Source organism: Nitrosomonas halophila (assembly GCF_900107165.1).
GTDB lineage: Bacteria > Pseudomonadota > Gammaproteobacteria > Burkholderiales > Nitrosomonadaceae > Nitrosomonas > Nitrosomonas halophila.
This window is the reverse complement of sequence record NZ_FNOY01000025.1, coordinates 12,893-35,963: the sequence shown is the minus strand read 5'-3', so window position 1 is coordinate 35,963 and position 23,071 is coordinate 12,893. Positions and strand designations below refer to the sequence as shown.

The following is a 23,071-nucleotide window of genomic DNA, read 5'->3' as shown; positions in this document are numbered from 1 at the left end:
AGGCAAACCCAAGCAAAATTCTTTTATCGATGCTTTATTGCGGATGGTTGCTTAAGGAAGAATGTAAAGTTTAGATCAAAACGGTGAAACTTCAGATTATAAAAACGCCTCCCATTATTGCCATCAGGATACTATTCAGCATTTTCGAGCTTCTCCAGTAATTGCTTAACCTTTTTATAGTTCCAGACACCAAAACCGGCCGCGCCGATCAATCCAGTCGTCGCCAGAAACAGCACTACGGCATCTGTTGAGCGATAGTTGTTAGCAGCCCATCCCAATAAGCCTAGTATCATGGCTATTGCAGTGAAAAACATTTTTTCATGAAATGAAATTTCGGCTTTTATTCTATCCAGCCTACCCATAGCAGACTACACCCTTTAATAAATTGGATCAATTTCCAGATAATCAGCGCCATAGCCCTGGCCGGGAATCAACACAAGATCTGACTCCTCTTCTGTTCTTGCAACCCCTTGGAACCACGAATGAACACAAATCCACACGAATACTTAAAAACCACTATGGTTGTATTACATTACATCTGCCGCCAGGTCAAACAATAATCATTTACCCCGCTGCATGTCATACATCAAATAAAGTTAGCCTTATCAATAAAAATTCGAGTGCATTCGTGTCCATTCGTGGTTTGCATTTGTATTGGGATTCACAAGCTCACCCCAACCTACCATCCTTTTGGCTGATCAGCTATACATTCAAGCAAGATCTGACCCCTCCTCTTCTGCCGAACTGTTTCATCAGGTTGGTGAGGCAGTCGATGAACTAGGTAAAAGAAGTAAAAGGGGACGAGTAAAAGGGTAGCGTCCCCTTTTGCAACGCAACTTCTAGGAACCACGAATGAACACCAATCTACACGAATATTAAAAACCACTGTAGTTGTATTACATCTGCCGCCAGGTCAAACAGCAATCATTTACCCCGCTGCATGCCATACATCAAATAAAGTCAGCCTTATCAATAAAAATTCGTGTGCATTCGTGTCCATTCGTGGTTTGCATTCGCATTGAGATTCACAAGCTCACCCCAGCCTACGGCCCTGCAAAATTTTAGCGTCACTTATCTTTTTTGGAGTAATCTTTCCACGCATCATATGCAAGATAATAGATAAAAATTATAAAAACGCCTCCCATTATTGCCATCAGGATACTATTCAGCATTTTCGAGCTTCTCCAGTAATTGCTTAACCTTTTTATAGTTCCAGACACCAAAACCGGCCGCGCCGATCAATCCAGTCGTCGCCAGAAACAGCACTACGGCATCTGTTGAGCGATAGTTGTTAGCAGCCCAACCCAATAAGCCTAGTATCATGGCTATTGCAGTAAAAAACATTTTTTCATGAAATGAAATTTCGGCTTTTATTCTATCCAGCCTACCCATAGCAGACTACACCCTTTAATAAATTGGATCAATTTCCAGATAAGCAGCGCCATAGCCCTGGCCGGGAATCAACACAAGATCTGACTCCTCTGCTGTTCTTGCAACTTCTTGGAACCACGAATGAACACCAATCCACACGAATATTAAAAACCACTGTAGTTGTATTACATCTGCCACCAGCTCAGATATCGATCATTTACCCCGCTGCATGCCATACATCAAATAAAGTCAGCCTTATCAATAAAAATTCGTGTGCATTCGTGTCCATTCGTGGTTTGCATTCGTATTGGGATTCACAAGCTCACCCCAACCTACCATCCTTTTGGCTGATCAGCTATACATTCAAGCAAGATCTGACCCCTCCTCTTCAGACTTACCAGATTATTCTTCCGATAATTTATAAACTGCGAAGAGCAACAGCGCTGCCGTCAACACGGCAATGCCGATAATCGCCAACAAACCCGGACTCATTTCTATAATTCCTTTATCTCTTTTGTTTTCTAAGGTAAAAGGGTAGCGTCCCCTTTTTACCCTGGCGCACCATTAAAAAACCCTGTCCCTCTTGCAAGGGACAGGGTTCTAAGGCTTTGCCTGCGGCGAAATCGCTTGTGGCGGGTTTCGCCTCAAGCACCCACTGATAGGCGAGTGCTTGGCTCCGGTTAGGGAGATTAGGCGATCAGATCAGTTGCACCACCTACATCTGCGGCAGTCACACCAGTGAAGGTGATGAAGACGTCGCCGTCGCCGTAGGTAAGGTCGCCACTTTCTTCAACAGCATGCACGGTGTTATTAAAGACGAAGATACCATCAACAAAACTATTAAGGTAGGCCTCGGTCACCGCAGTATCTGCAACGGCAGTGCCAAGAGCGCTGGTCAGGAAAGCAGCGATACCAGTGGCACCGCCGCCTACAGCAAAGTTGGTACCGGTAAACGATGCAGTTGCAACATTATCATCACCCACGCTGAAATCAGTAATGGTCACACGCAGTGCGCCAGCTGTCGCTCCGATCTCGATGACATCATCGCCGAGGCCGGTGGTCACTGTGAAGGCAGCCTTGGTGCCAACACCACCACCCGCAACTTCGATAACATCATCAGCAATACCACCGGAAACGGCACCAGAATTGCTGGCGGTCACGGAAACATTGTTGGCGCCCAGTGCCGAGCCTGTGAAAGTGGCCGTTTCTGCGTCGATTTCAACAGTTGTACCAGCACCACCTACTGTACCCAACGCGCCCGAGGCGTCAACCGTAACGGTTTTCGCATTCAGTGCACCCAGCTCAATGTTACCTGCTGTACCGTTGGCATCGATGGTGATGGTACCAGTTTTGTCAGCACCATCGTCTGCAACAGTTACATTGCCAATGTCAACATCACCCAGTACACCTGCGACATTCACATTGATGGCCTGACCTTTGTCGGTGTCAATAGTGCCGATCACCAGTCCTGCCGCCAAGCCTTCGGCGCTAACGGCAATATTGTAATCCACATCAGCTGCGCCCAAGTTGCCCAGAGTGACCTGCGCATCACTCCCTGCGCCCGACAGTTCAACGTTGGCAACTTTAGCCAGGTTGATGCCCGTTGCATCGAAGTGCTTGGCGCTGTTGACGGTCAGGGCCTCCAGGCCAGCCAATGAGCTGCCAGTCAGAGCAAAGCCACCCGCGTTGGTTACCACCAAATCGGTCAGCTTATCTGCCTGCAGATTAACGATGTTGTCTGTGTCCGCGTTGGTATCGGTGAATACTGCGGAAGTGGCTGCCGCCAAAGAAATAGCACCGGTGTTATATTCACCAGCCAGATCTGCTGTGAAGGACTGGGCCGCAGCTGCGGTAATACCACCTGTCAGCGTGTTGTACTGGTCTACAGTGAGATCCACACTGCTGGTTTTGTTGAAAGTCGTCGCTGCAGCTGCAGTCGTCGGAGTGGCTTCGGTTCCGCCCGTGACATTCAGAGTAGTTGAGCCGGAGTGGTCGGATACAACAGTACCAGCTGCATCCCCATTGAGAGTGACATTCAGGTCTGCTGCACCCATGTTGGCAAAGGTCGCATCGTTACCAGCGCCCTTAACGACCAGATTCTCAACACCCGATGCATTGGTTGCAGAGAAAGTCGTTGTAACCCCATCGATTTCAACGGTTTCGACATCACTCATCTGATACTGAACCGTACCAAGAACGCCGGTCAGCGCCAAGGTGTCATCCCCTGCGCCGCCATTGATTTCGGCGTTAATCGCCAGATCGCCAGCACCCGCACGGATAATGTCGTCGCCCGCACCGCCTGCTACTGAGGTTACACCGGTCGCGTCAGCCAGATTCACATCGAGCGCGCCAGTCAGGCCGGAAGCGTTGATGGTCTTGACGCCCGTGCCGATGGCGTTGAGTTTCAGCGAACCTTCGCCCGCGGCGGTCAGCGCCTTGGCATCGTTGGAGCCCAGCCCTACGACGTTGGCGCCAGTCGCGGTGATATTGACTTCTTCGATACCGTTGGCGGTAACGGTGACAGTCGCTTCAGGGGTGGTCACTGTGCCGGCCTCGTCTTTGACTTCAGCAGTTCCGACGTTGCTCAGACCCAAGGCCAGCGCATCGGCAGTACCGCTCGTCACGCCAGTCGCATAAGCGATGGTGGTAGCACCGCTTGCACGGTCGATCAGGTTAACCGCGGCATCGGTTGAGCCCAGGTCAGACAGATTGACAGCGCCAGTGAGGTTGTAGGCTTCAACACCTTCCACTTGCCTGGCAGCGAAAGAGCGCGCGATGGTCCCGGAATTGGTCAGGTTAACGTTTTCAACATTTTTCAGGAAGCCGTCACCAGAGAAACCAGTGAAGTTGCCCTGCATATCCACATTCAAGGTATCTGTGCCTTCGCCACCATCGATCTGGTCGCCAGCGTCCAGCGTGCGCGCGGAAGACAGGGAAGAGGCGACACCTTCGATGATGTCGTCGCGCTCGGTGCCTTCGATTATGTCAGTGCCTGATGTAAGCGTGAAAGTTTCGCCAGGTTCGCCAGGTTCGTCGGCGTCGACGATATCTTTCACATGTTGCAGCGCATCTTCTTCGCTAGCAGGAAACTCACTGGTCACACCTTCAAACAACGCCTGTGCACCCGCCACCCCGGCAATCGTAGCGTAATTGTCGGCATGCACCGAGGCCACCAATGCTTTGTTGTTCAGCAGGGCGGAATAGGGTGCGAAGGCTTCGTTGGTGGTGTTGTCCAGGAATGTGACGGCTTCCAGCACGATCGCGCCAAAGCCGGCACCGCCTTCGATGCGGGCGGTGAAGAATTCCGCCGCCATGGTGGCAGGGCTGCCCGCTTCATCATCCGGGGTCAGGCCAAAGTTTTCCAGCAACACGCCGACTTGGTCGGCTGTGGTGGTCTTGCCGCCCATGACGTCATTTTTAAACTGGTTGGTGTTCGCCAGAATATCGGCCAGTTGCGCCATGCTGACGCCGGCCTCGACGGCTTGTGACAGATCATTCAGGATGGCACCACCCGGTGCGCCATTGAACAAGCCTGCCACAATCTTGAGAACTTGATCTCGTTCTGTTTGAGAAATAGCCATAATCAGAGCTTCCTTTTCAAAATAAAGTTAAAAAAACGTGTGCAGCGACAAAGCCGGAACCGTGCAGCAACCAGCAATAGTATATAAGACAGAAGATCCCTTGCGAACCGCGAAACAAGGCGCTTTCAGTATCCCAGTTTGCCAGTTTGCCAGATTGCATGTTTCATGACAATGACAAATATCACAACACACGGGAAGGCTTGTCCACATCCTACTCTTTGCTATCAGAAAACGCACCTTCTGACAAGTTGTAGCGATTCTGCCGAAAAAAAAACTTGTATGCAAGGCAATGTTTGATTGCAGCCGCTGATTGTTGCGTTTTAGCAACAAATACTCTACGGCCGGTTTAATAATTTATTTAGCCACCCATTCGCGGCAGACTCTGCAAACGGTTATAAGCATTGGAATTTTTTTTTCAACCACGAATGGACACGAATGCACACGAATAGAAAAACCCTTTCGGTTGCCTTTCCTATTAGACTCGATCAGCCATCAATTTTTTTCCTGTTGCGTGGAAAAAATCAAGCGTTGCAACCGTTATCAATAAAAATTCGTGTGTATTCGTGTCCATTCGTGGTTCCCTTCTCATTTAATCAATTCATCGCAGTCTGCGCGCATTCGACAAGGTTATCGGCGCCCGTGGTATGATAACGGGCTCTGACAGCCCTGCATTTACCCTGAATTCATACCATGACCACACCTGAGGAAGTCGTTCAATATTTGCGGGCGCACCCGCAATTTTTCGAAGAACATGCCGAGTTGATGGAGTCGATCCGTCTGCCGCATCCGTATGAAGGCCGGGCGATTTCGATCAATGAGCGGCAGGTGGTGATGCTGCGGGACAAGAACAGCTTGCTGCAGGACCGCTTGCAGGAGCTGATCGATATCGGCGAGCGCAACGACATCATCGGCGACAAAATGCATCGCCTGACGGTTGCGCTGCTCGGGTTCGATACCTTCGCCGAAACGCTGCATGGGTTGCAATATCATCTATGCGAGGATTTCTCGATTCCGCATGTCGCGCTGCGCTTGTGGCAGCTTGATGCGCCCGATCTGCAGCTGCCTGCCCCGGCTTCCGAGCCGGTCAGCGAGCAGGTGCGCATTCTCGCCATGGGCATGACGCAGCCTTACTGTGGCCCGCAGGCTGCCGACGAGATCAGGCAATGGTTCGGCAAGGATGCCGAATACCTGCAGTCGTTCGCCATCATGCCCCTGAAAAAACAGCGCAATTTCGGCCTGCTGGTGATGAGCAGCCCGGAAGTGGAACGGTTCTATCCCGATATGGGTACCCTCTATCTGGAACGGCTGGGCGAGCTGGTCAGCAGCACGCTCGCGCGGCTGATGGCGCCCCACCCCGGAGCCGCCGCGCATGACTCCAGCGCATGAGCAGCCAGCCCCCGTTCTGCCACCGCTCGTTCAGGCTTATCTCGCCTATCTTGCGACGACCCGCAAGCTCGCCCCGCTGACACAGGCCAGTTATCAGCGCGACCTGTCCGCTCTGGTGCGCTGCATGGCGGCGCACCGGTCATCTCCGGCCGACGACCAAGCCCTGCGGCAGCTGAAATCACATGACATCCGCCATTTTGTCGCCCGCCTGCATGGCGGCGGCCTGTCCGGCCGGAGCCTGGCGCGGATGCTGTCGGCCTGGCGTGGTTTTTTCCGCTATCTGATCCGTCATCATCAGCACCCGGACGACCCCTGCCAGGGGGTGCGCGTGCCCAAATCCCCCAAGATGCTGCCGCACGCACTCTCCCCGGACGAAACCGCGCGCCTGCTGACTTTCGACCCCACCGATGCGCTCGCCACGCGCGATCTCGCGATGTTCGAGCTGTTCTATTCATCGGGCCTGCGCCTGACGGAACTGGCGCAACTGCAGCTGGCCGACATCGATTTTAACGAAGGCACGGTGCGCGTCGCCGGCAAGGGCAACAAAACGCGCATCGTGCCGGTCGGCAAACTGGCGCTGGAGGCGCTGCAAGCCTGGCTTGCCCTGCGCCAGGGCTGGCAAACGGCAGATGACACCACGCTGTTTCTCTCCCAGCGCGGCCGCCCCATCCACCCCCGCACGATCGCCTATCGCCTGCAACAACGCGCCCGGCAGCAAGGGCTGGATGACCGCGTCCACCCCCACGCACTGCGCCATTCGTTCGCCTCGCATGTCCTGCAGTCGAGCGGCGACCTGCGCGCCGTCCAGGAAATGCTCGGCCACGCCAGCATCCGCAGCACCCAGGTCTACACCCACCTGGATTTTCAATACCTGGCCAAAATCTACGACCAGGCACACCCGCGCGCCAAAAAGAAACCGGAAAAACCGGAATAGAAAATGGCAGGGACAGAATCGCCCGCCTGGATGGCTTCGGTGATCATTCTTGATTCTTTGCAACCACGAATGGACACGAATAGTGAAAAATAGCTGCGGCTGTCTTTTATCCTCCACCAAACCGGTCATCACCCACTCGCCCGCCCCGTAGGGTGCACCCGTGCACCGGCTTTTGCTGCGCGGCGGCTGGCCGCCATGGGCCGGATGTTTGACGGTGCACAGGTGCACCCTTGCTGACTGCTGCGGCTTTTTCAACCGGCACCAGACCGGCTATCGCCCATCCACCCACCACACGATTAAACAAATAAAGCAAACATCCCCCACCCAATCATTCGTGCGTATTCGTGTCCATTCGTGGTTATCAAAACCAGTAGCGGAACAGCCGCCCCGTAGGGTGCACCCGTGCACCGGCTTTTGCTGTGCGACGGCTGGCCGCCATGGGCCGGATGTTTGACGGTGCACAGGTGCACCCTACACTGACTGCTGCGGCTTTACTTCAACCGGCACCAGACCGGCTATCGCCCATCCACTCACCTCATGATTAAAACAAATAAAGCAAACACCCCCACCCAATCATTCGTGTGTATTCGTGTCCATTCGTGGTTCCAATCAGTCACACTTGATTTGAAAATCGCGGTGGAGCTTGCGCCAGTGCTCGCTGAGTTTTTGCTTGTGTGCTTCGTTCATTGGCAAGTTTTTAAGCGCTTCGGGCCAAAGGCTTCGAGCGCTTTCCATGGCATCATCGATATGTGGCTTTATCGCACGCCACGGAATGCCGGATTTTTTCGCCCAATATTCAAAATTGGCATACGATGCGCCATACCACTCCTTTGAGCCGCCGAGGTTGAGTGCGTAGCGCTTCTCCCCTTCGATATACACATTTGTGGTAACGATATCGTATGCGGGAGAGAGTCTCGGTGTAGTTTGATCAGGGTAGAGCAGGCTCCAGTTTTTCAAATGGGCATCGCCATTGGCCAGGAGAATGTTAACCAGCAGCCGCCTGGCGAACTGCTGGGTATCGGTCAGTGCGTCACCAGAAAATTGGTAAAGAATTCTCCCAATTTGCTCGTAGTTGGCAGCGTCATATTTCTCGTAAGGATATTTCACCAATACTTGAGCAAAATCCTCCATGTGAATACGCTGCTCTCTTTCACGATCAAACCGCTTGATTGCGAATGCCCAGTTCTCATCAGGTAAATTTATTTGTGGCAAATCATCAAGTTTATCCAGTTCAACCAGCTTCATTTCAGGGATATCGACCCCGATCAACGAGGCGAGCGTCATGGCCGTGTACTCGTTTACCGGAACATCCTTATGTCTTGTTGAAGGCGTTTTGATGATCCAGTCACCAAGCACATCACCTTTAGATAAATTGTATCTGCCGTCCCTAGCCTTCATTGAAAATTTCATCTGCACGCCAGCCAGGGAAAATTTATTCTCCCGCACAATATTTTCAAATTTGACTGCCTTGGCGTTGCCGTGCGCAGCGAGAATACTGCCGGGCACTTCATCCGGCTCCATGGGCTCAGCAACCAAAGCACCGGGCAAATCCCGGCCCAGGTGGGACAGGATATGAAATTCGTTATCGATGTAAACCTTCAGTCCCTGCGCAATCAGCTCCCTGAGAGCGCCTTCCGGCAACAGATTTGACAATGTGGGATGCAGCCGTTGCCTCCTAACCCATGGTTCGCCCATGAGCTTGTCAGCATGCGGAAAGCTGGGATGCGTAATCAAGCTGAATGTCGGGCGAGCTGCGTCAGCCCTATAGTCATCGGCAAAGTTCAGCACATTCCGGCCATTGCGAAACCCTGTCAGGTAGCCCACTAACCGGCGGTGCAGGGTCAGCCTGAGAACATTGATCTCTTCGGTCCGGCTGCTTGTCATTGATCATCTCCCAGCAAATCCTGCCATGGGTCGTCTGACAAGGTTTTTGTGACTTTGACTGTCCCCGGTGATTGCTGGGGCAGTTCAGTATCAGTGCTTTCAAGCACTGCCAGAACGGCACCCAGTTTTTCTTTGGGAATGAGCATGATCTCGCTATTGAGGCCCTTGGCAATCAACGTCAGCGTATCCAGCCTCGGATTACCTTTGGCCTCCAAACGCTGATATTGCTGCCGCGAAATCCCCACACGGCGCATCATATCGCTCTGTTTGAGACCAAGCGCCAAACGGCGTTTTTTTAGTTGCTGTAAAAGGTCGCTCATAATATATGTTGCTTCAATATCTATAGCAACATATTAGTTGCTTTATTGCGCGCGAGCAACATATATATTGCCTACTAGCAACCACAGCCAGGTCTAAATTCCCTCGATGGGTAAGGGTGCGCTTGCGCACCGGCTTTTGCTGCATGACGACTGGCCGCCGTGGGCCGGATGTTTGACTGGAATCGCCTGCCTGGCTGGCTTCGGTGGTCATTCTTGATTCTTTGCAACCACGAATGCACACGAATGGACATGAATAGTGAAAAACAGCCTCAACTGTAGTCCATCACCAACCAAACCGGCTTTCACCCGCTCACCCGCCGCGCGACAAAAAACAACAGAGCAGGCGTCTCCACCCAATCATTCGTGTGTATTCGTGTCCATTCGTGGTTCCAATTTTTCACCACCACCAGATCGGCCACCGCGCTTTCATCTTGCCACCATTGCCCGAACGGTGCGCGTGCGCACCCTACGCTGGCTTCGCTACGCCCGCAAAGATGGCTTCGAAGTGCATTCGTGTGTATTCGCGTCCATTCGTGGTTCCCAAGCAGCCGCTTCTGGAAAAGCCGCTGCTTCTCACGTATAATTTGCGCAAGCGGGATTAGTTCTTTTTCATCATTTCAACCCGCATTTTTTACGTCCGCGTACCACAAAAAATATTGAGGAATCCCGTGTCTGACCATCCGCGCGCTTTGCTTGTCCTGGCTGATGGCACCATTTTTTATGGCGACGCCATTGGCGCGGAAGGCATTACCACCGGCGAGGTAGCTTTCAATACCGCCATGACCGGTTATCAGGAAATTCTCACCGACCCCTCCTATTGCCGGCAGATAGTCACGTTGACCTATCCGCATATCGGCAATACGGGCACCAACCCAGAAGATATCGAATCCACCACCGGCTCGACCGTGCATGCGGCCGGGCTGGTGATTCGCGACCTGCCGCCGGTTTTCAGCAATTGGCGCAGCCGCCAGTCGCTGCCGGATTTTCTCAAGCAACATGGGGTGATCGCCATTGCCGGTATCGATACCCGCAAGCTGACCCGCATCCTGCGGGAAAAGGGTGCCCAGGCGGGCTGCCTGATGGCTGGCAACGTCGACGAGGCCGAGGCGCTGCGCCAGGCGCAGGCCTTTCCGGGCCTGGCCGGCATGGATCTGGCGCGCGTGGTCAGCTGCGAGCAGCCCTGGACATTCGATGAGGGCGAATGGACCGGCACCACCGGTTATCGTGCTCCGGGCGACAGCCGCTTCCGTGTCGCGGTACTGGATTTCGGCGTCAAGCGCACCATTCTGCGCAAGCTGGTGGCGCGCGGTTGCCGGGTGACAGTCTATCCGGCGCGCACGTCCGCCGACGCGCTGCTGGCCGCGCAGCCCGATGGCGTGCTGCTTTCCAATGGCCCCGGCGATCCGGAGCCCTGCGAATATGCGATTGCCACCACCCGGGTGCTGCTGGACAAGCAGGTGCCGCTGTTCGGCATTTGCCTCGGCCACCAGATTCTGGCGCTGGCGATCGGTGCCAGGACGATCAAAATGAAATTCGGTCATCATGGCGCGAATCATCCGGTGCAGGACATCGATAATGCCCGCGTCATGATCACCAGCCAGAATCACGGCTTCGCCGTGGATGGCGACACCCTGCCCGGCAACGCGCGGGTGACGCACAGTTCGCTGTTCGACAGCAGCTTGCAGGGATTCGAACTGACGGACCGCCCGGCTTTCTGCTTCCAGGGCCATCCCGAAGCGAGCCCGGGACCGCATGATGTCGATTATTTGTTCGACCGTTTTATCCGCCACATGGCACAACACCGCGCCTGAATGAACAGGCTACTTGACCCGATCCTAAATGCCCAAACGTACTGACCTACACTCCATCCTCATCATTGGCGCAGGGCCGATCGTCATCGGTCAGGCATGTGAATTCGACTATTCCGGCGTACAGGCCTGCCGGGCATTGCGCGAGGAAGGCTATCGCGTCATTCTGATCAATTCCAATCCGGCCACCATCATGACCGATCCGGAAATGGCCGATGCGGTTTATATCGAGCCAATCGTCTGGCAGGCCGTGGAAAAAATCATTGAGATCGAGCGCCCCGATGCGCTGCTGCCGACCATGGGCGGGCAGACCGCGCTCAATTGCGCGCTGGATCTGGTCAAGCATGGGGTGCTGGAAAAGCATGGCGTGGCGCTCATCGGCGCTTCGCGCGAGGCGATCGACAAGGCCGAGGACAGGGAGAAATTCAAACAGGCGATGACGCGCATCGGCCTGCAATCGGCGCGTTCGGCGGTCGCCCACAGCATGGAAGAAGCCTTGCAGGTCCAGGCAATGATCGGCTATCCGGCAATCATCCGTCCTTCGTTCACGCTCGGCGGCAGCGGCGGCGGGATTGCCTATAACCGCGAGGAATTCGTCGGCATTTGCGAACGCGGGCTGGAAGCCTCGCCCACCCGCGAGCTGCTGATCGAGGAATCGGTCATCGGCTGGAAAGAATTCGAAATGGAAGTGATCCGCGACCAGCAGGACAACTGCATCATCATCTGCGCGATCGAGAACATCGATCCGATGGGTGTGCATACCGGCGACTCGATCACGGTCGCGCCCGCCCAGACGCTGACCGACAAGGAATACCAGCGGATGCGCGATGCCTCGATTGCCGTGCTCAGGGAAATCGGCGTTGAAACCGGTGGCTCCAATGTGCAATTCGCCATCAATCCGGAAGACGGGCGCATGATCGTGATCGAGATGAACCCGCGCGTCTCGCGCTCATCCGCACTGGCTTCCAAGGCCACCGGTTTTCCCATCGCCAAGATAGCCGCCAAGCTGGCGGTCGGCTATACGCTCAATGAGCTCGGCAACGATATCACCGGCGGCCTGACCCCGGCCTCGTTCGAACCGACCATCGATTACGTGGTCACCAAGGTACCCCGCTTCGCGTTCGAGAAATTCCCGCAGGCAGACGACCGCTTGACCACACAGATGAAATCGGTCGGGGAAGTGATGGCGATCGGCCGCACTTTCCATGAGTCGTTGCAAAAGGCGCTGCGCGGCCTCGAAACCGGCGTTGACGGGCTGGACGAGAAGACTACCGACATCGAAACCATCGAACAAGAACTCGGCCACCCCGGCCCGGAACGTCTCTGGTATATCGCCGACGCTTTCCGCTGCCATCTGCCGTTCGATGAGATCCAGGCATTGACCCGGATCGACCCCTGGTTTCTAGTCCAGATCGAGAATCTGGTCAGGCAGGAACAGGCGCTCGCCGGATGCCAGCTGGAAACCCTGACCGAGCGGCAATTGCGTCATCTGAAGCGCTGCGGTTTCTCCGACCGGCGGCTGGCCGGGCTGCTCGGTTGCGATCAGCATGCGGTGCGCGCCCGGCGTCATCAGCTCAACCTGCGCCCGGTCTACAAACGAGTGGACACCTGTGCGGCCGAATTCGATACCCGTACCGCCTATATGTATTCGACCTACGAGGAAGAATGCGAGGCACGTCCCAGCGACAACAAAAAGATCATGGTGCTCGGCGGCGGGCCCAACCGCATCGGCCAGGGCATCGAGTTCGATTACTGCTGCGTGCATGCCGCGTTGGCGCTGCGCGAGGATCAGTATGAGACCATCATGGTCAACTGCAACCCGGAAACGGTTTCGACCGACTATGATATTTCCGACCGCCTGTACTTCGAACCGCTCACGCTGGAAGATGTGCTGGAAATCGTAGCGATCGAAAAACCGGCTGGCGTCATCGTGCAATATGGCGGCCAAACTCCGCTGAAACTTGCGCGCGAGCTGGAAGCCAATGGGGTGCCCATTATCGGCACCAGTCCGGACATGATCGATTGCGCCGAAGATCGCGAACGTTTTCAGGCCATGCTGCATCGTCTGGGCCTCAGGCAGCCCCCCAATTTCACCGCCCGCAACCCGGCCGAGGCACTGGCCGCAGCCGATGACATCGGCTATCCGCTGGTGGTGAGACCGAGCTATGTATTGGGCGGGCGCGCCATGGAGATCGTGCACGAGTCACGCGATCTGGAGCGCTATATGCGGGAAGCCGTCAAGGTCTCCAATGACTCGCCGGTGCTGCTGGACCGCTTTCTGAGCAACGCCACGGAAGTCGATGTAGATGCCATTTTCGACGGCAATACCGTGCTGATCGGCGGCATTATGGAACATATCGAGGAAGCGGGCGTGCATTCCGGCGATTCCGCCTGCTCCCTGCCACCCTTCAGCCTGCCGGCCAGCATGCAGGACGAACTGCGGCGGCAGACCGAAGCCATGGCGCGCGCGCTGCATGTCAAGGGATTGATGAACGTGCAATTCGCGATTCAGGACGATACCGTCTTCGTGCTGGAAGTCAATCCGCGGGCTTCGCGCACGGTGCCGTTCGTCTCCAAGGCGACCGGCCTGCCGCTGGCCAAAATTGCCGCCCGCTGCATGGCGGGCCAAACCCTGGCCGCACAGGGAATGGGCGAAGAAGTGCGGCCGGCCTATTACTCAGTGAAGGAAGCGGTCTTCCCATTCGCCAAGTTTGCCGGTGTGGATACCATACTCGGCCCCGAAATGAAATCGACCGGCGAGGTCATGGGAATTGGCAAGACCTTCGCTGAAGCGTTTATCAAATCCCAGCTGGCTGCCGGCATTCAGCTGCCGGTATCGGGCAGAATTCTCATCAGCGTGCGCGACGGCGATAAACCGGAAGCGGTCGCGATTGCCAGAAAATTTGTCGAACTCGGGCTGTCACTCTACGCCACGCGCGGCACGGCCCAGGCATTACTGCAGGCCGGGTTGCCGGTGACAACCGTGAACAAGGTGGCGGAAGGCCGGCCACATATTGTGGACATGATCAAGAACGGAGAAATCGCGTTGATTATCAATACGGTCAGCAACAAGCGGAGCGCGGTGCGCGACTCCTACTCGATCCGGCATGCTGCCTTGCAGGCCAGGGTCACTTACTACACGACCATCGCCGGCGCCCGCGCGGCTTGCACCGGCATGGCCAACAGACAGGAACTGCGGGTTTACTGTTTGCAAAATCTTGCCATCTAGGCAAGAATAACTCCTATCCAACGTTTCTTTGGCGCATGTGAGAAAACCTCTGAAAAATCCGATAGTCTGACAACCTGTTTTTGAAGCAGGCCCACCACGGCAAGCAGCACGCGACACAAACTGGCGTTGTTGCTATCGGGAAACGGAATGATTTTTTTGCAGGCGCGCAATCAGGAAACACATCCAGCAACCAGGCTCACTACATCGGCTTCAGAAATAGACGGGTTATCGCAGTTTTGCATTGATCAACGATCACTCGCCGGTTCCGCATGGCTGATGACTGAGCCTGATATTTAAGATCCTTATTATGAGAAGAGTAAAGTAGTTATGAACGCTATCCCTATCACCCTATCTGGCGCGGAAAAGCTGCGCGCAGAGTTGCATGAAATGAAAACCGTTCACCGCCCGGCTGTGATTGCCGCTATCGCGGAGGCCCGTTCTCATGGCGACCTGTCCGAAAATGCCGAGTATGATGCCGCCAAGGAAAAGCAGGGATTCATTGAAGGGCGAATCGCCGAACTGGAGAGCAAGCTATCCAACGCGCAAATCATCAACCCCACCCAGCTGGATGCGGATGGTGCATGCGTGTTTGGCGCCACAGTCGATCTCAAGGACCTGGACAGCGACGCCACAGTCACTTACCAGATCGTCGGCGATGATGAAGCCGATATCAAGGAAAGCAAAATCTCGATCAGCTCACCGATCGCGCGCGCGCTGATCGGCAAGTATGCAGGAGATATTGCCGAGGTTCAGGCACCCGGCGGCATCCGGGAATACGAAATACTGGACGTCAGATACGTCTAGTTCGGCAATTCGTGGTTGGGTTTGAACCACGGCTCGAACCACGAATGGACACGAATGCATACGAATACTTAAATTGGCCTAGGCTATATTCCGCAACCAGACTGGCATGACCTATTCACCCGCCGCTAGATAAAAACATATGAAGCGAGCACCCCTACCCAATCGTTCGTGTGTATTCGTGGTTATTTATCAGAACCAGTCGCGGAACAGCCGCCCCGTAGGGTGCACCTGTGCACCGGCTTTTGCTGTGTGACGGCTGGCTGCCATGGGCCGAGTGTTTGACGGTGCACAGGTGCACCCTACGCTGACTGCTGCGGCTTGACTTCAACCGGGACCGACCGGCTACCTCCGGTTCACGCACCGCACGATTAAAACAAACAAAGCAAGCACCCCCGCTCAATCATTCGTGATATCCACGCAGGTCAGGCTGGCCGCCGTCTGCCGGGGGTGGGTTTTTTGCTTCGTCCCTTGGGCTTGGCCGGTTTGGCCACGGGAGCGTCTTCGGTTTCTTCCGGCTTGGGACGGTATATAATTAGTATTTTGCCAATCAGCTTGACAGGCGCTGCATGCAGTGACTGGCAGATTTGCTCCATCAATGCCTCTCGGTGTGCCCGGTCATCGTCGAGGACCTTGACCTTGATCAGTTCATGCTTGGTCAGCCCCCTGTCGAGTTCACTGATCACACCTGCTGTCAATCCATCCTTGCCGATCATGACGATCGGGTTGAGATGATGCGCGTTAGCCGTCAGCAACCGGCGCTGTGCCATATCAAGTTCAAGCATAAAACCACTTTCTGAAAAATACTGGATTCTACCCGATGAAACCCGCCAAAACCAGCAAAGCCTGGATGAAAGCCCATGTGAATGACAGCTTTGTCCGGAGGGCGCAGCATGAGGGCTATCGTTCGCGTGCCGCCTATAAATTGCAAGAAATCGCCGAACGTGACACGCTGTTTGCGCGCGGCATGACGGTCGTCGACCTCGGCGCGGCTCCCGGCAGCTGGTCACAGGTCGCGCGCGAGCAGGTCGGCGAACAAGGCCATGTTTTCGCACTTGATATGCTTCCCATGCAGCCGTTAGCAGGTGTGACATTCATTCAGGGCGACTTCCGCGAGGACGAGGTACTGGGCACGCTCAAGCAGGCACTCGCTGGCAGGCAGGCCGATCTGGTCATTTCCGATATGGCCCCCAATCTCACTGGCATCCGTGTCAGCGACCAGGCACATGCCATGTATCTGGCCGAGCTCGCGCTGCTGTTCTGTCAAGAACATTTGAACCCCGGGAAAAACTTCCTTGTCAAAGTCTTTCAAGGTGCCAGCTTTGAAGCCTTCCGGCAATCAATGCAAGCCAGCTTTGAGAAGGTTGTGATAAGAAAACCAAAGGCTTCGCGGGATCGGAGCAAAGAGCTATATTTACTGGGACTGAGAAAAATAATCTGTTAGACTGCAAAAAAGGCTAGCAAACATTCAATTGGATTCAGTTTATCCATTGGATATATGCGGCATTTCACTTTTTTGCAGCCGAAGGAAATGAAACGCTGTTTGATTTGTCAAAATTGTAAGAAGTGAAGCAATCCATGACGGCTTGTTCAGCGCTTCCCTAAAAATAATCTTGCAAAAAGTGAAACTATGTGTTTGTAATGCATTAGGTTTCGTCAAGAAGCATATTGAGGAGCTATTATGAATAATTTGATTAAAAACATGGCCATATGGCTGGTGATTGCATTGGTGCTGATGACAGTATTCAATCAATTCACCACCAGGCAATCGCCACAGCCGCCGATGGAATATTCACAGTTCATCAACGAGATGAACCAGGGCAGAATCGCCAAGGTGGTGATTGACGGCCGTACACTGAAAGGTACAAAAACCGATGGCCGCCACTTCATCACGCACTCGCCCTCCGATCCCTGGCTGGTGAGTGATCTTCTACGGGCCGGCGTCATTGTTGAAGCCAAACCGGAAGAAGAGCCATCCATGTTGATGAGCGTGCTCGTATCATGGTTCCCGATGCTGTTGCTGATCGCCGTCTGGATTTTCTTTATGCGCCAGATGCAAGGTGGCGGAAAAGGGGGGGGTGCTTTCTCGTTTGGAAAAAGCAAGGCCCGTATGATCGACCATAAAAACAACAACGTGACTTTCGCTGACGTGGCTGGCTGTGAAGAGGCCAAGGAAGAAGTTGCCGAGTTGGTGGAATTTTTGCGCGATCCCTCGAGATTCCAGAAACTGGGTGGACGCATTCCACGCGGCGTGCTGATGTGCGGCAACCCCGGTACCGGTAAAACCCTGCTGGCGCGTGCGATTGCCGGCGAGGCAAAAGTGCCGTTCTTCAGTATTTCGGGTTCCGACTTCGTCGAAATGTTCGTCGGGGTGGGTGCTTCCAGGGTCAGAGACATGTTCGAGCAAGCCAAGAAACATGCTCCCTGCATCATTTTCATCGATGAGATCGATGCCGTCGGGCGTCAACGGGGCGCCGGACTGGGCGGTGGCAACGATGAACGCGAACAAACGCTGAATCAGTTGCTGGTCGAGATGGACGGATTCGAAGGCAATATGGGCGTCATCGTGATCGCGGCAACCAACCGTCCGGATGTGCTGGATCCTGCATTACTGCGTCCAGGCCGTTTCGACAGACAGGTCACCGTGCCGCTTCCCGATATCCGTGGCCGCGAGCAAATCCTGCAAGTGCATATGCGCAAAGTGCCCATTTCTCCGGACGTGCAAGCCAGCATTCTTGCCAGAGGAACACCTGGCATGTCGGGCGCCGATCTGGCCAATCTGGTCAACGAGGCGGCCTTGTTTGCCGCACGGTCTGGCAAACGCCTGGTCGATATGGACGACTTCGAACGCGCCAAGGACAAAATCCTGATGGGTGCGGAACGGCGCTCTGTCGTCATGCCGGAAAACGAACGGCGCAACACCGCCTATCATGAATCCGGGCATGCGGTGGTCGCTTATCTGCTGCCGAAAACCGACCCGGTTCACAAAGTCTCGATCATTCCGCGCGGCCGTGCACTGGGTGTCACCATGCAACTGCCTGCTGAGGACCGCTTCAGCATGGATCGTGATCAGATACTGCAGACCCTTGCCGTCATGTTCGGTGGCCGGATTGCGGAAGAAGTGTTCATGCATCAGATGACCACGGGCGCTTCCAACGACTTCGAACGCGCGACCGATACGGCCCGCAGAATGGTCACGCAATGGGGGATGTCCGATGCACTGGGACCCATGGTCTATGGTGAAAACGAAGGCGAGGTTTTCCTCGGCCGCTCGGTCACCACGCACAAAAATCTGAGTGAAGCGACCATGCAGAAAGTGGATACCGAGATCCGGCGTATCGTCGATGAGCAATATGCGCTCGCACGCAAGCTGATCGAGGAAAACAAAGACAAAATCGAGGCTATGACACAAGCGCTGCTTGAATGGGAAACCATCGACAGCGGCCAGATCAAGGATATCATGGAGGGTCGCCCACCACGTCCGCCTCAAGCACCGAAATCTCCGACGCAAGATAAAGACAAATCTGCCAAAGACGAGAAACAGCCAGCTGCCGAACCTGCTGCAGCTGAAGTGCCGACTCAGGAAGCAGAAGTTTGATCTAAAGCTTGCTATCTAGAACGGCCTGTGCGTCGCATGTACGCACAGGCCTTTTTTTGTTATAGGCACCCTATGCCGCTATACAATTACAATTGTCCACAGGATCATTCCGCGTCAGTTTCAGAATGCGTCGACGCACTCAACGCACGATGGCTGCTGCCATTGAATACGCATTGGGCGCAATGCATGCAGCAGCGCCGAAACTGAAAATGTTTCAACGGCACAAAATTTTAAATGAAGATCCGAGGATGCACATACTGACCCAGATGCTCGCAAGCGATCGCCCCCTGATTATGGGAGTGGTCAATGTTACACCTGATTCATTTTCCGATGGCGGGCAGTACGCCACGACTGACGAAGCCATACAACATGCCAACCGCCTGATTGCGGAAGGCGCCGATATACTCGATATCGGCGGCGAATCCACCCGTCCCGGCAGCCTGCCTGTCAGCCAGGAGGATGAGCTGTCAAGGGTGATTCCAGTCATCGAATTTGCTGTACACAAGCGAATCCCAGTCTCGATCGACACCTCCAAGCCGGCGGTGATGCGTGCCGCCATCCGTGCTGGCGCAGACTTGGTCAATGATGTCAACGCGCTGCAGGCACCGGGAGCATTGAAAGCCATTGCAGAAAGTTCGGCCATGGTGTGCCTGATGCATATGCAGGGCACGCCGGAGACGATGCAGAATACCCCCCACTACACGGATGTGGTCACTGAAATCCGGGCATTTCTGGCACAGCGGATTGATGCTGCCCGCAATGCGGGCATTCCGGCCGAACGCATCCTGATCGATCCGGGATTTGGCTTTGGCAAAACGCTGGAACATAATTTGGCCCTGCTGCAACAGCTTGATCGTCTGCTGGCAATCGGACGCCCCATCCTGGTTGGCTTATCGCGCAAATCCATGCTGGGTGCCATAACCGGCAACACCATTGACAACCGCCTCCACGCCAGCGTGGCAGCAGCACTGCTGGCGGTGATCAAAGGCGCCAAAATTGTCCGCGTGCATGATGTCAAAGCCACCCGTGACGCACTTTCCGTTCTGGAAGCGGTGAATAACAGGGGTCAGAGTAGAGTTAATTGCAAGATCTCCTGACTATTAACCTTTAACCACGAATGCACACTAATATTTCCAAATCATTTTGGCTGTATTTCATCTAAACTTTGGTGTAGACAAAATTCATGTGCATTAGTAATGCTCCCCTCCGTCACCCCAAACCAGCCGGGCTATCTCTCACAAACTCATCGATACCATTCGTGGTTACCTTTGCAAGGTTCACAGCAATGCGGCTGCCCAGTTGTCCGAGGCGATTGCCTTTCAGCGACACAACCATGAAAAAAATGAGCGGCCGGACGGCGTTTTAAGGATAATAATATTCTCCATAATCTTAAACTTTGATGTGTAATCATCCGAATATACATCATACGACTTTGTGAACCTGGGTGTACACGCAGCCCTGATCAATTGAGGATTCTGGTAGATATGAAGAAAAAATACTTTGGCACCGATGGTATCCGTGGAAAGGTCGGTGAAGCGCCTATTTCACCGGATTTCTTTCTGCGTTTAGGCTATGCTGCCGGCAAGGTATTGCTGGACGCCGACTGGCATCTGGCCATGGGTGAACGGCCAGCCGTACTCATCGGAAAGGATACCCGGATTTCTGGCTATATGCTGGAATCCGCATTACAGGCCGGCTTCTCGGCCGCAGGGGTAGACGTGCTGTTGTCCGGGCCGTTGCCGACTCCCGCGATCGCCTATCTCGTGCGCGCCCTGCGCATTCAGGCAGGGGTCGTCATTTCCGCTTCACACAATCCGTTTGACGATAACGGTGTCAAATTTTTCTCCTCTACCGGGTCCAAGCTGCCAGACAGCATGGAACTGCAGATAGAAGCGGAACTGGAAAAACCAATTGCAACAATGCCCTCCGCCAGGCTGGGGAAAGTACAACGTCTGCGCGATGCGACCGGCCGCTATATCGAGTTCTGCAAAAGCACTTTTCCCTATCAGCTCGATCTGCGAGGATTGCGGATCGTCGTGGATTGCGCGCATGGCGCGACCTACCATGTGGCCGGCCATGTGCTGCACGAGCTGGGTGCGGATGTCGTCACCGCCTACGCCAGTCCCGATGGAGTCAATATCAATCACGAATGCGGTGCCACGCATATTGCCGCGCTCCAGCATGCGGTGCTACAGCACCAGGCCGATCTCGGCATCGCGCTGGATGGGGATGGCGACCGGGTCATGATGGTGGATCCCGAGGGCAAGGTCTATGATGGCGACTGCCTGATCTATATCATCGCCAAGCACCGGCAACAGCTGGGCACATTGCAAGGCGGCATAGCCGGCACATTGATGACCAATCTCGCGATTGAGCTGGCGCTTGGCGGGCTCGGCATTCCATTCGCGCGGGCGAATGTCGGTGATCGCTATGTTTCCGAATTACTGAAACAGAATAACTGGCATTTGGGCGGCGAAAACTCCGGACATATCATCTGTCGCGACAAGCACACCACTGGGGACGGCATCATTTCCGCTTTGCAGGTGTTATATGCATTGCGCGAGACCGGCATGCACCTGGCCGATTTCATGCACAACATCACATTCTTTCCCCAGCGCTTGGTTAATGTCAAAGTATCCAGAAGCTTTGATTTCTTGAATAATCCGGCAGTCCGGGCACGTAATGACGCAGCCGAGCAGGCGCTGGGCCGAGACGGGCGCATTCTGCTGCGCGCCTCCGGAACTGAGCCGTTGATTCGAGTGATGGTGGAAGGGAAAGTACCCGAACAAATCGATCACTGGGCCGAAGCCATCGCTGCGACGATCCAGGAACAGGCCGGCGCCGGGGGCTGACCCACACGCGCCGAGTTTGTCACATTTCTGTAACATAAGATGCCTATAATCGAAGCGACCAGCAAACGTGAGTGGTGGTCGCCTCTCCAAACAAGCGTTCGCTATTACCGTATGTAACCATTCAACGCCTTGATATCCCACAGTGCCCTCAGCGCACCCGTTCCAATGAAGCGCGGCTGTTTCAGCACCAGCCGTGATATCAAAAACCAGGCGGACTGAATCGTTGCTTTTTCGTTATTTAGAGATATCTATAGTCATCATGTCAAAATCATTCTTGCAATCCGTTACCTCTACCGGCATCACCGCCATTGCTGCCGGTTTCGTCATCGCAACCCTGCTCAGCAATCCCCTTCAGGCCCGGCCTATCGTCAGAATCGATGGCTCGAGCACCGTTTTCCCGATTGCCGAGGCGGTTGCCGAGGATTTTCAAATTGAAAAAAGGGGCGCGATCCGGGTGACCGTTGGCATTTCCGGTACCGGGGGGGGCTTCAAAAAGTTTTGCCGGAACGAGATAGACATCACCAATGCATCACGCCCCATCCTGCACTCAGAGATGGAGGAATGCAAGAAACTTGGCGTGCAATATATTGAAATGCCGATCGCATTCGACGCGCTAACCGTGGCGATCAATCCCAGGAATGACTGGCTCGCCTCGATCACGGTAGCGGAACTTAAAAAGATATGGGAACCCGGCGCGCAAGGCACCCTCACCAAATGGAATCAGATCAATCCCGCTTGGCCGGACGCCAAGATTAAACTTTTTGGCGCGGGCGCCGATTCGGGAACCTTCGATTATTTCACGGAAGCGATTGTCGGCAAGGCCAAATCCAGCCGGGGCGATTTTACCGCCTCCGAAGATGACAACGTACTGGTTCAGGGTGTAGCCAGTGACGTGCATGCACTGGGATTCTTCGGCTTCGCCTATTACATAGAAAATCAGAAGAAACTCAAGGCCATCGCGATCGATAACGGCGATGGCGGGGTTCTCCCCTCAGCCCAGACCGTCCGGAACGGCAGCTATCAACCGCTGTCCCGGCCGATTTTCATCTATGTCAATGCGCAAGCGGCCGACAAGCCCGAAGTCAGGGAATTCATCAACTTCTACATGCAGCATGCTCCGGAACTGGTCAGGGAAGTGAAATACTTTCCGCTCGAGAAAAAGTTTTATGATCTCAATCTCGAACACCTGAACCAGAAAAAACTGGGAACGGTATTTGGCGGCGAAGCGAGCGTGGGTGCAACCATCGAGGACTTGTTCGAACGCGAAAGGCAGCAATAGCGCAACCCCAGTCCAGTCAAATCCAGTC

17 protein-coding genes and 1 pseudogene are annotated in these 23,071 nt (G+C 54.5%); 10 read left to right on the top strand and 8 right to left on the bottom strand.

Annotation, left to right across the window (positions count from 1 at the left end; translation table 11 throughout):
• Positions 1-131 precede the first annotated feature (131 nt).
• The 3 genes from BLV85_RS07555 to BLV85_RS07545 all read right to left on the bottom strand — a co-directional run bounded on the left by BLV85_RS07555 (position 132) and on the right by BLV85_RS07545 (position 4,952).
• Positions 132-362, bottom strand: a complete 231-nt coding sequence (locus tag BLV85_RS07555) for a hypothetical protein (protein ID WP_090413877.1) — start codon at positions 360-362, stop codon at positions 132-134.
• Between the two features lie 799 nt (positions 363-1,161).
• Positions 1,162-1,392 (bottom strand): hypothetical protein, encoded by a 231-nt coding sequence (locus BLV85_RS07550; protein WP_090413877.1) that lies wholly within the window; start codon positions 1,390-1,392, stop codon positions 1,162-1,164.
• 668 nt (positions 1,393-2,060) lie between these two features.
• Complete coding sequence (locus BLV85_RS07545; protein WP_090413876.1) at positions 2,061-4,952, bottom strand: beta strand repeat-containing protein; 2,892 nt, start codon at positions 4,950-4,952, stop codon at positions 2,061-2,063.
• A gap of 690 nt (positions 4,953-5,642) precedes the next feature.
• Between BLV85_RS07545 and BLV85_RS07540 the strand changes: the two genes are divergently transcribed.
• Positions 5,643-6,338 carry a DUF484 family protein gene (locus tag BLV85_RS07540; RefSeq protein ID WP_090413875.1) on the top strand — a complete coding sequence of 232 codons (696 nt, stop codon included), beginning with the start codon at positions 5,643-5,645 and terminating at the stop codon, positions 6,336-6,338.
• On the top strand, positions 6,322-7,272 hold the full coding sequence (xerC, locus tag BLV85_RS07535; protein ID WP_090413874.1) for a tyrosine recombinase XerC: 951 nt from the start codon (positions 6,322-6,324) through the stop codon (positions 7,270-7,272). The genes BLV85_RS07540 and xerC overlap by 17 nt, the downstream gene beginning before the upstream one ends.
• Before the next feature lie 106 nt (positions 7,273-7,378).
• Here the strand turns inward: xerC and BLV85_RS14845 are convergent, their stop codons facing one another.
• From BLV85_RS14845 to BLV85_RS07525, 4 genes and pseudogenes are all read right to left on the bottom strand, one after another.
• Entirely contained in the window at positions 7,379-7,585 is a 207-nt protein-coding gene (locus tag BLV85_RS14845) for a hypothetical protein (RefSeq protein WP_143032300.1), read from the bottom strand.
• A gap of 296 nt (positions 7,586-7,881) precedes the next feature.
• The gene (locus BLV85_RS07530) at positions 7,882-8,793 is read right to left on the bottom strand and encodes a type II toxin-antitoxin system HipA family toxin (RefSeq protein WP_245725128.1); all 912 of its coding nucleotides are present in this window, start codon (positions 8,791-8,793) and stop codon (positions 7,882-7,884) included.
• A gap of 21 nt (positions 8,794-8,814) precedes the next feature.
• Positions 8,815-9,156 (bottom strand): annotated as a pseudogene (locus BLV85_RS15885) (HipA N-terminal domain-containing protein); the annotation flags it as partial.
• Positions 9,153-9,476: a helix-turn-helix domain-containing protein gene (locus BLV85_RS07525; RefSeq protein WP_090413870.1), complete on the bottom strand. Its 324-nt coding sequence runs from the start codon at positions 9,474-9,476 to the stop codon at positions 9,153-9,155. The pseudogene BLV85_RS15885 and the gene BLV85_RS07525, both read right to left, overlap by 4 nt.
• A gap of 668 nt (positions 9,477-10,144) precedes the next feature.
• Between BLV85_RS07525 and carA the strand changes: the two genes are divergently transcribed.
• From carA to greA, 3 genes are all read left to right on the top strand, one after another.
• Entirely contained in the window at positions 10,145-11,287 is a 1,143-nt protein-coding gene (carA, locus tag BLV85_RS07520; RefSeq protein WP_090413867.1) for a glutamine-hydrolyzing carbamoyl-phosphate synthase small subunit, read from the top strand.
• Between the two features lie 28 nt (positions 11,288-11,315).
• Positions 11,316-14,513 (top strand): carbamoyl-phosphate synthase large subunit, encoded by a 3,198-nt coding sequence (gene carB, locus BLV85_RS07515; protein WP_090413865.1) that lies wholly within the window; start codon positions 11,316-11,318, stop codon positions 14,511-14,513.
• Between the two features lie 327 nt (positions 14,514-14,840).
• Complete coding sequence (greA, locus tag BLV85_RS07510; protein ID WP_090413863.1) at positions 14,841-15,317, top strand: transcription elongation factor GreA; 477 nt, start codon at positions 14,841-14,843, stop codon at positions 15,315-15,317.
• 422 nt (positions 15,318-15,739) lie between these two features.
• Here the strand turns inward: greA and yhbY are convergent, their stop codons facing one another.
• The gene (yhbY, locus tag BLV85_RS07505) at positions 15,740-16,099 is read right to left on the bottom strand and encodes a ribosome assembly RNA-binding protein YhbY (protein WP_090413861.1); all 360 of its coding nucleotides are present in this window, start codon (positions 16,097-16,099) and stop codon (positions 15,740-15,742) included.
• Positions 16,100-16,134: 35 nt separating this feature from the next.
• Here yhbY and BLV85_RS07500 point away from each other — a divergent pair, with 35 nt between their 5' ends.
• The 5 genes from BLV85_RS07500 to BLV85_RS07480 all read left to right on the top strand — a co-directional run bounded on the left by BLV85_RS07500 (position 16,135) and on the right by BLV85_RS07480 (position 23,043).
• Positions 16,135-16,758 carry an RlmE family RNA methyltransferase gene (locus tag BLV85_RS07500; RefSeq protein ID WP_090413858.1) on the top strand — a complete coding sequence of 208 codons (624 nt, stop codon included), beginning with the start codon at positions 16,135-16,137 and terminating at the stop codon, positions 16,756-16,758.
• A 237-nt stretch (positions 16,759-16,995) separates the two neighbouring features.
• Entirely contained in the window at positions 16,996-18,912 is a 1,917-nt protein-coding gene (gene ftsH / locus BLV85_RS07495; protein ID WP_090413857.1) for an ATP-dependent zinc metalloprotease FtsH, read from the top strand.
• A 248-nt stretch (positions 18,913-19,160) separates the two neighbouring features.
• A complete protein-coding gene (gene folP, locus BLV85_RS07490) occupies positions 19,161-20,009 on the top strand; it encodes a dihydropteroate synthase (RefSeq protein WP_090413883.1) in 849 nt (282 codons plus the stop codon).
• Between the two features lie 387 nt (positions 20,010-20,396).
• Positions 20,397-21,764, top strand: coding sequence for a phosphoglucosamine mutase (gene glmM, locus BLV85_RS07485; RefSeq protein ID WP_090413855.1), 1,368 nt, complete (start codon positions 20,397-20,399; stop codon positions 21,762-21,764).
• 259 nt (positions 21,765-22,023) lie between these two features.
• The gene (locus BLV85_RS07480) at positions 22,024-23,043 is read left to right on the top strand and encodes a PstS family phosphate ABC transporter substrate-binding protein (protein ID WP_090413853.1); all 1,020 of its coding nucleotides are present in this window, start codon (positions 22,024-22,026) and stop codon (positions 23,041-23,043) included.
• The last annotated feature ends 28 nt before the right edge of the window (positions 23,044-23,071 follow it).

Excerpts from the sequence above, each read along its gene's own strand:
- BLV85_RS07555 (WP_090413877.1), bottom strand. The coding sequence starts at position 362 with ATGGGTAGGCTGGATAGAATAAAAGCCGAAATTTCATTTCATGAAAAA.
- BLV85_RS07550 (WP_090413877.1), bottom strand. The coding sequence starts at position 1,392 with ATGGGTAGGCTGGATAGAATAAAAGCCGAAATTTCATTTCATGAAAAA.
- BLV85_RS07545 (WP_090413876.1), bottom strand. The coding sequence starts at position 4,952 with ATGGCTATTTCTCAAACAGAACGAGATCAAGTTCTCAAGATTGTGGCA.
- BLV85_RS07540 (WP_090413875.1), top strand. The coding sequence starts at position 5,643 with ATGACCACACCTGAGGAAGTCGTTCAATATTTGCGGGCGCACCCGCAA.
- xerC (WP_090413874.1), top strand. The coding sequence starts at position 6,322 with ATGACTCCAGCGCATGAGCAGCCAGCCCCCGTTCTGCCACCGCTCGTT.
- BLV85_RS07530 (WP_245725128.1), bottom strand. The coding sequence starts at position 8,793 with ATGGAGCCGGATGAAGTGCCCGGCAGTATTCTCGCTGCGCACGGCAAC.
- BLV85_RS07525 (WP_090413870.1), bottom strand. The coding sequence starts at position 9,476 with ATGAGCGACCTTTTACAGCAACTAAAAAAACGCCGTTTGGCGCTTGGT.
- carB (WP_090413865.1), top strand. The coding sequence starts at position 11,316 with ATGCCCAAACGTACTGACCTACACTCCATCCTCATCATTGGCGCAGGG.
- greA (WP_090413863.1), top strand. The coding sequence starts at position 14,841 with ATGAACGCTATCCCTATCACCCTATCTGGCGCGGAAAAGCTGCGCGCA.
- yhbY (WP_090413861.1), bottom strand. The coding sequence starts at position 16,099 with ATGCTTGAACTTGATATGGCACAGCGCCGGTTGCTGACGGCTAACGCG.
- BLV85_RS07500 (WP_090413858.1), top strand. The coding sequence starts at position 16,135 with ATGAAACCCGCCAAAACCAGCAAAGCCTGGATGAAAGCCCATGTGAAT.
- ftsH (WP_090413857.1), top strand. The coding sequence starts at position 16,996 with ATGAATAATTTGATTAAAAACATGGCCATATGGCTGGTGATTGCATTG.
- folP (WP_090413883.1), top strand. The coding sequence starts at position 19,161 with ATGCACATACTGACCCAGATGCTCGCAAGCGATCGCCCCCTGATTATG.
- glmM (WP_090413855.1), top strand. The coding sequence starts at position 20,397 with ATGAAGAAAAAATACTTTGGCACCGATGGTATCCGTGGAAAGGTCGGT.
- BLV85_RS07480 (WP_090413853.1), top strand. The coding sequence starts at position 22,024 with ATGTCAAAATCATTCTTGCAATCCGTTACCTCTACCGGCATCACCGCC.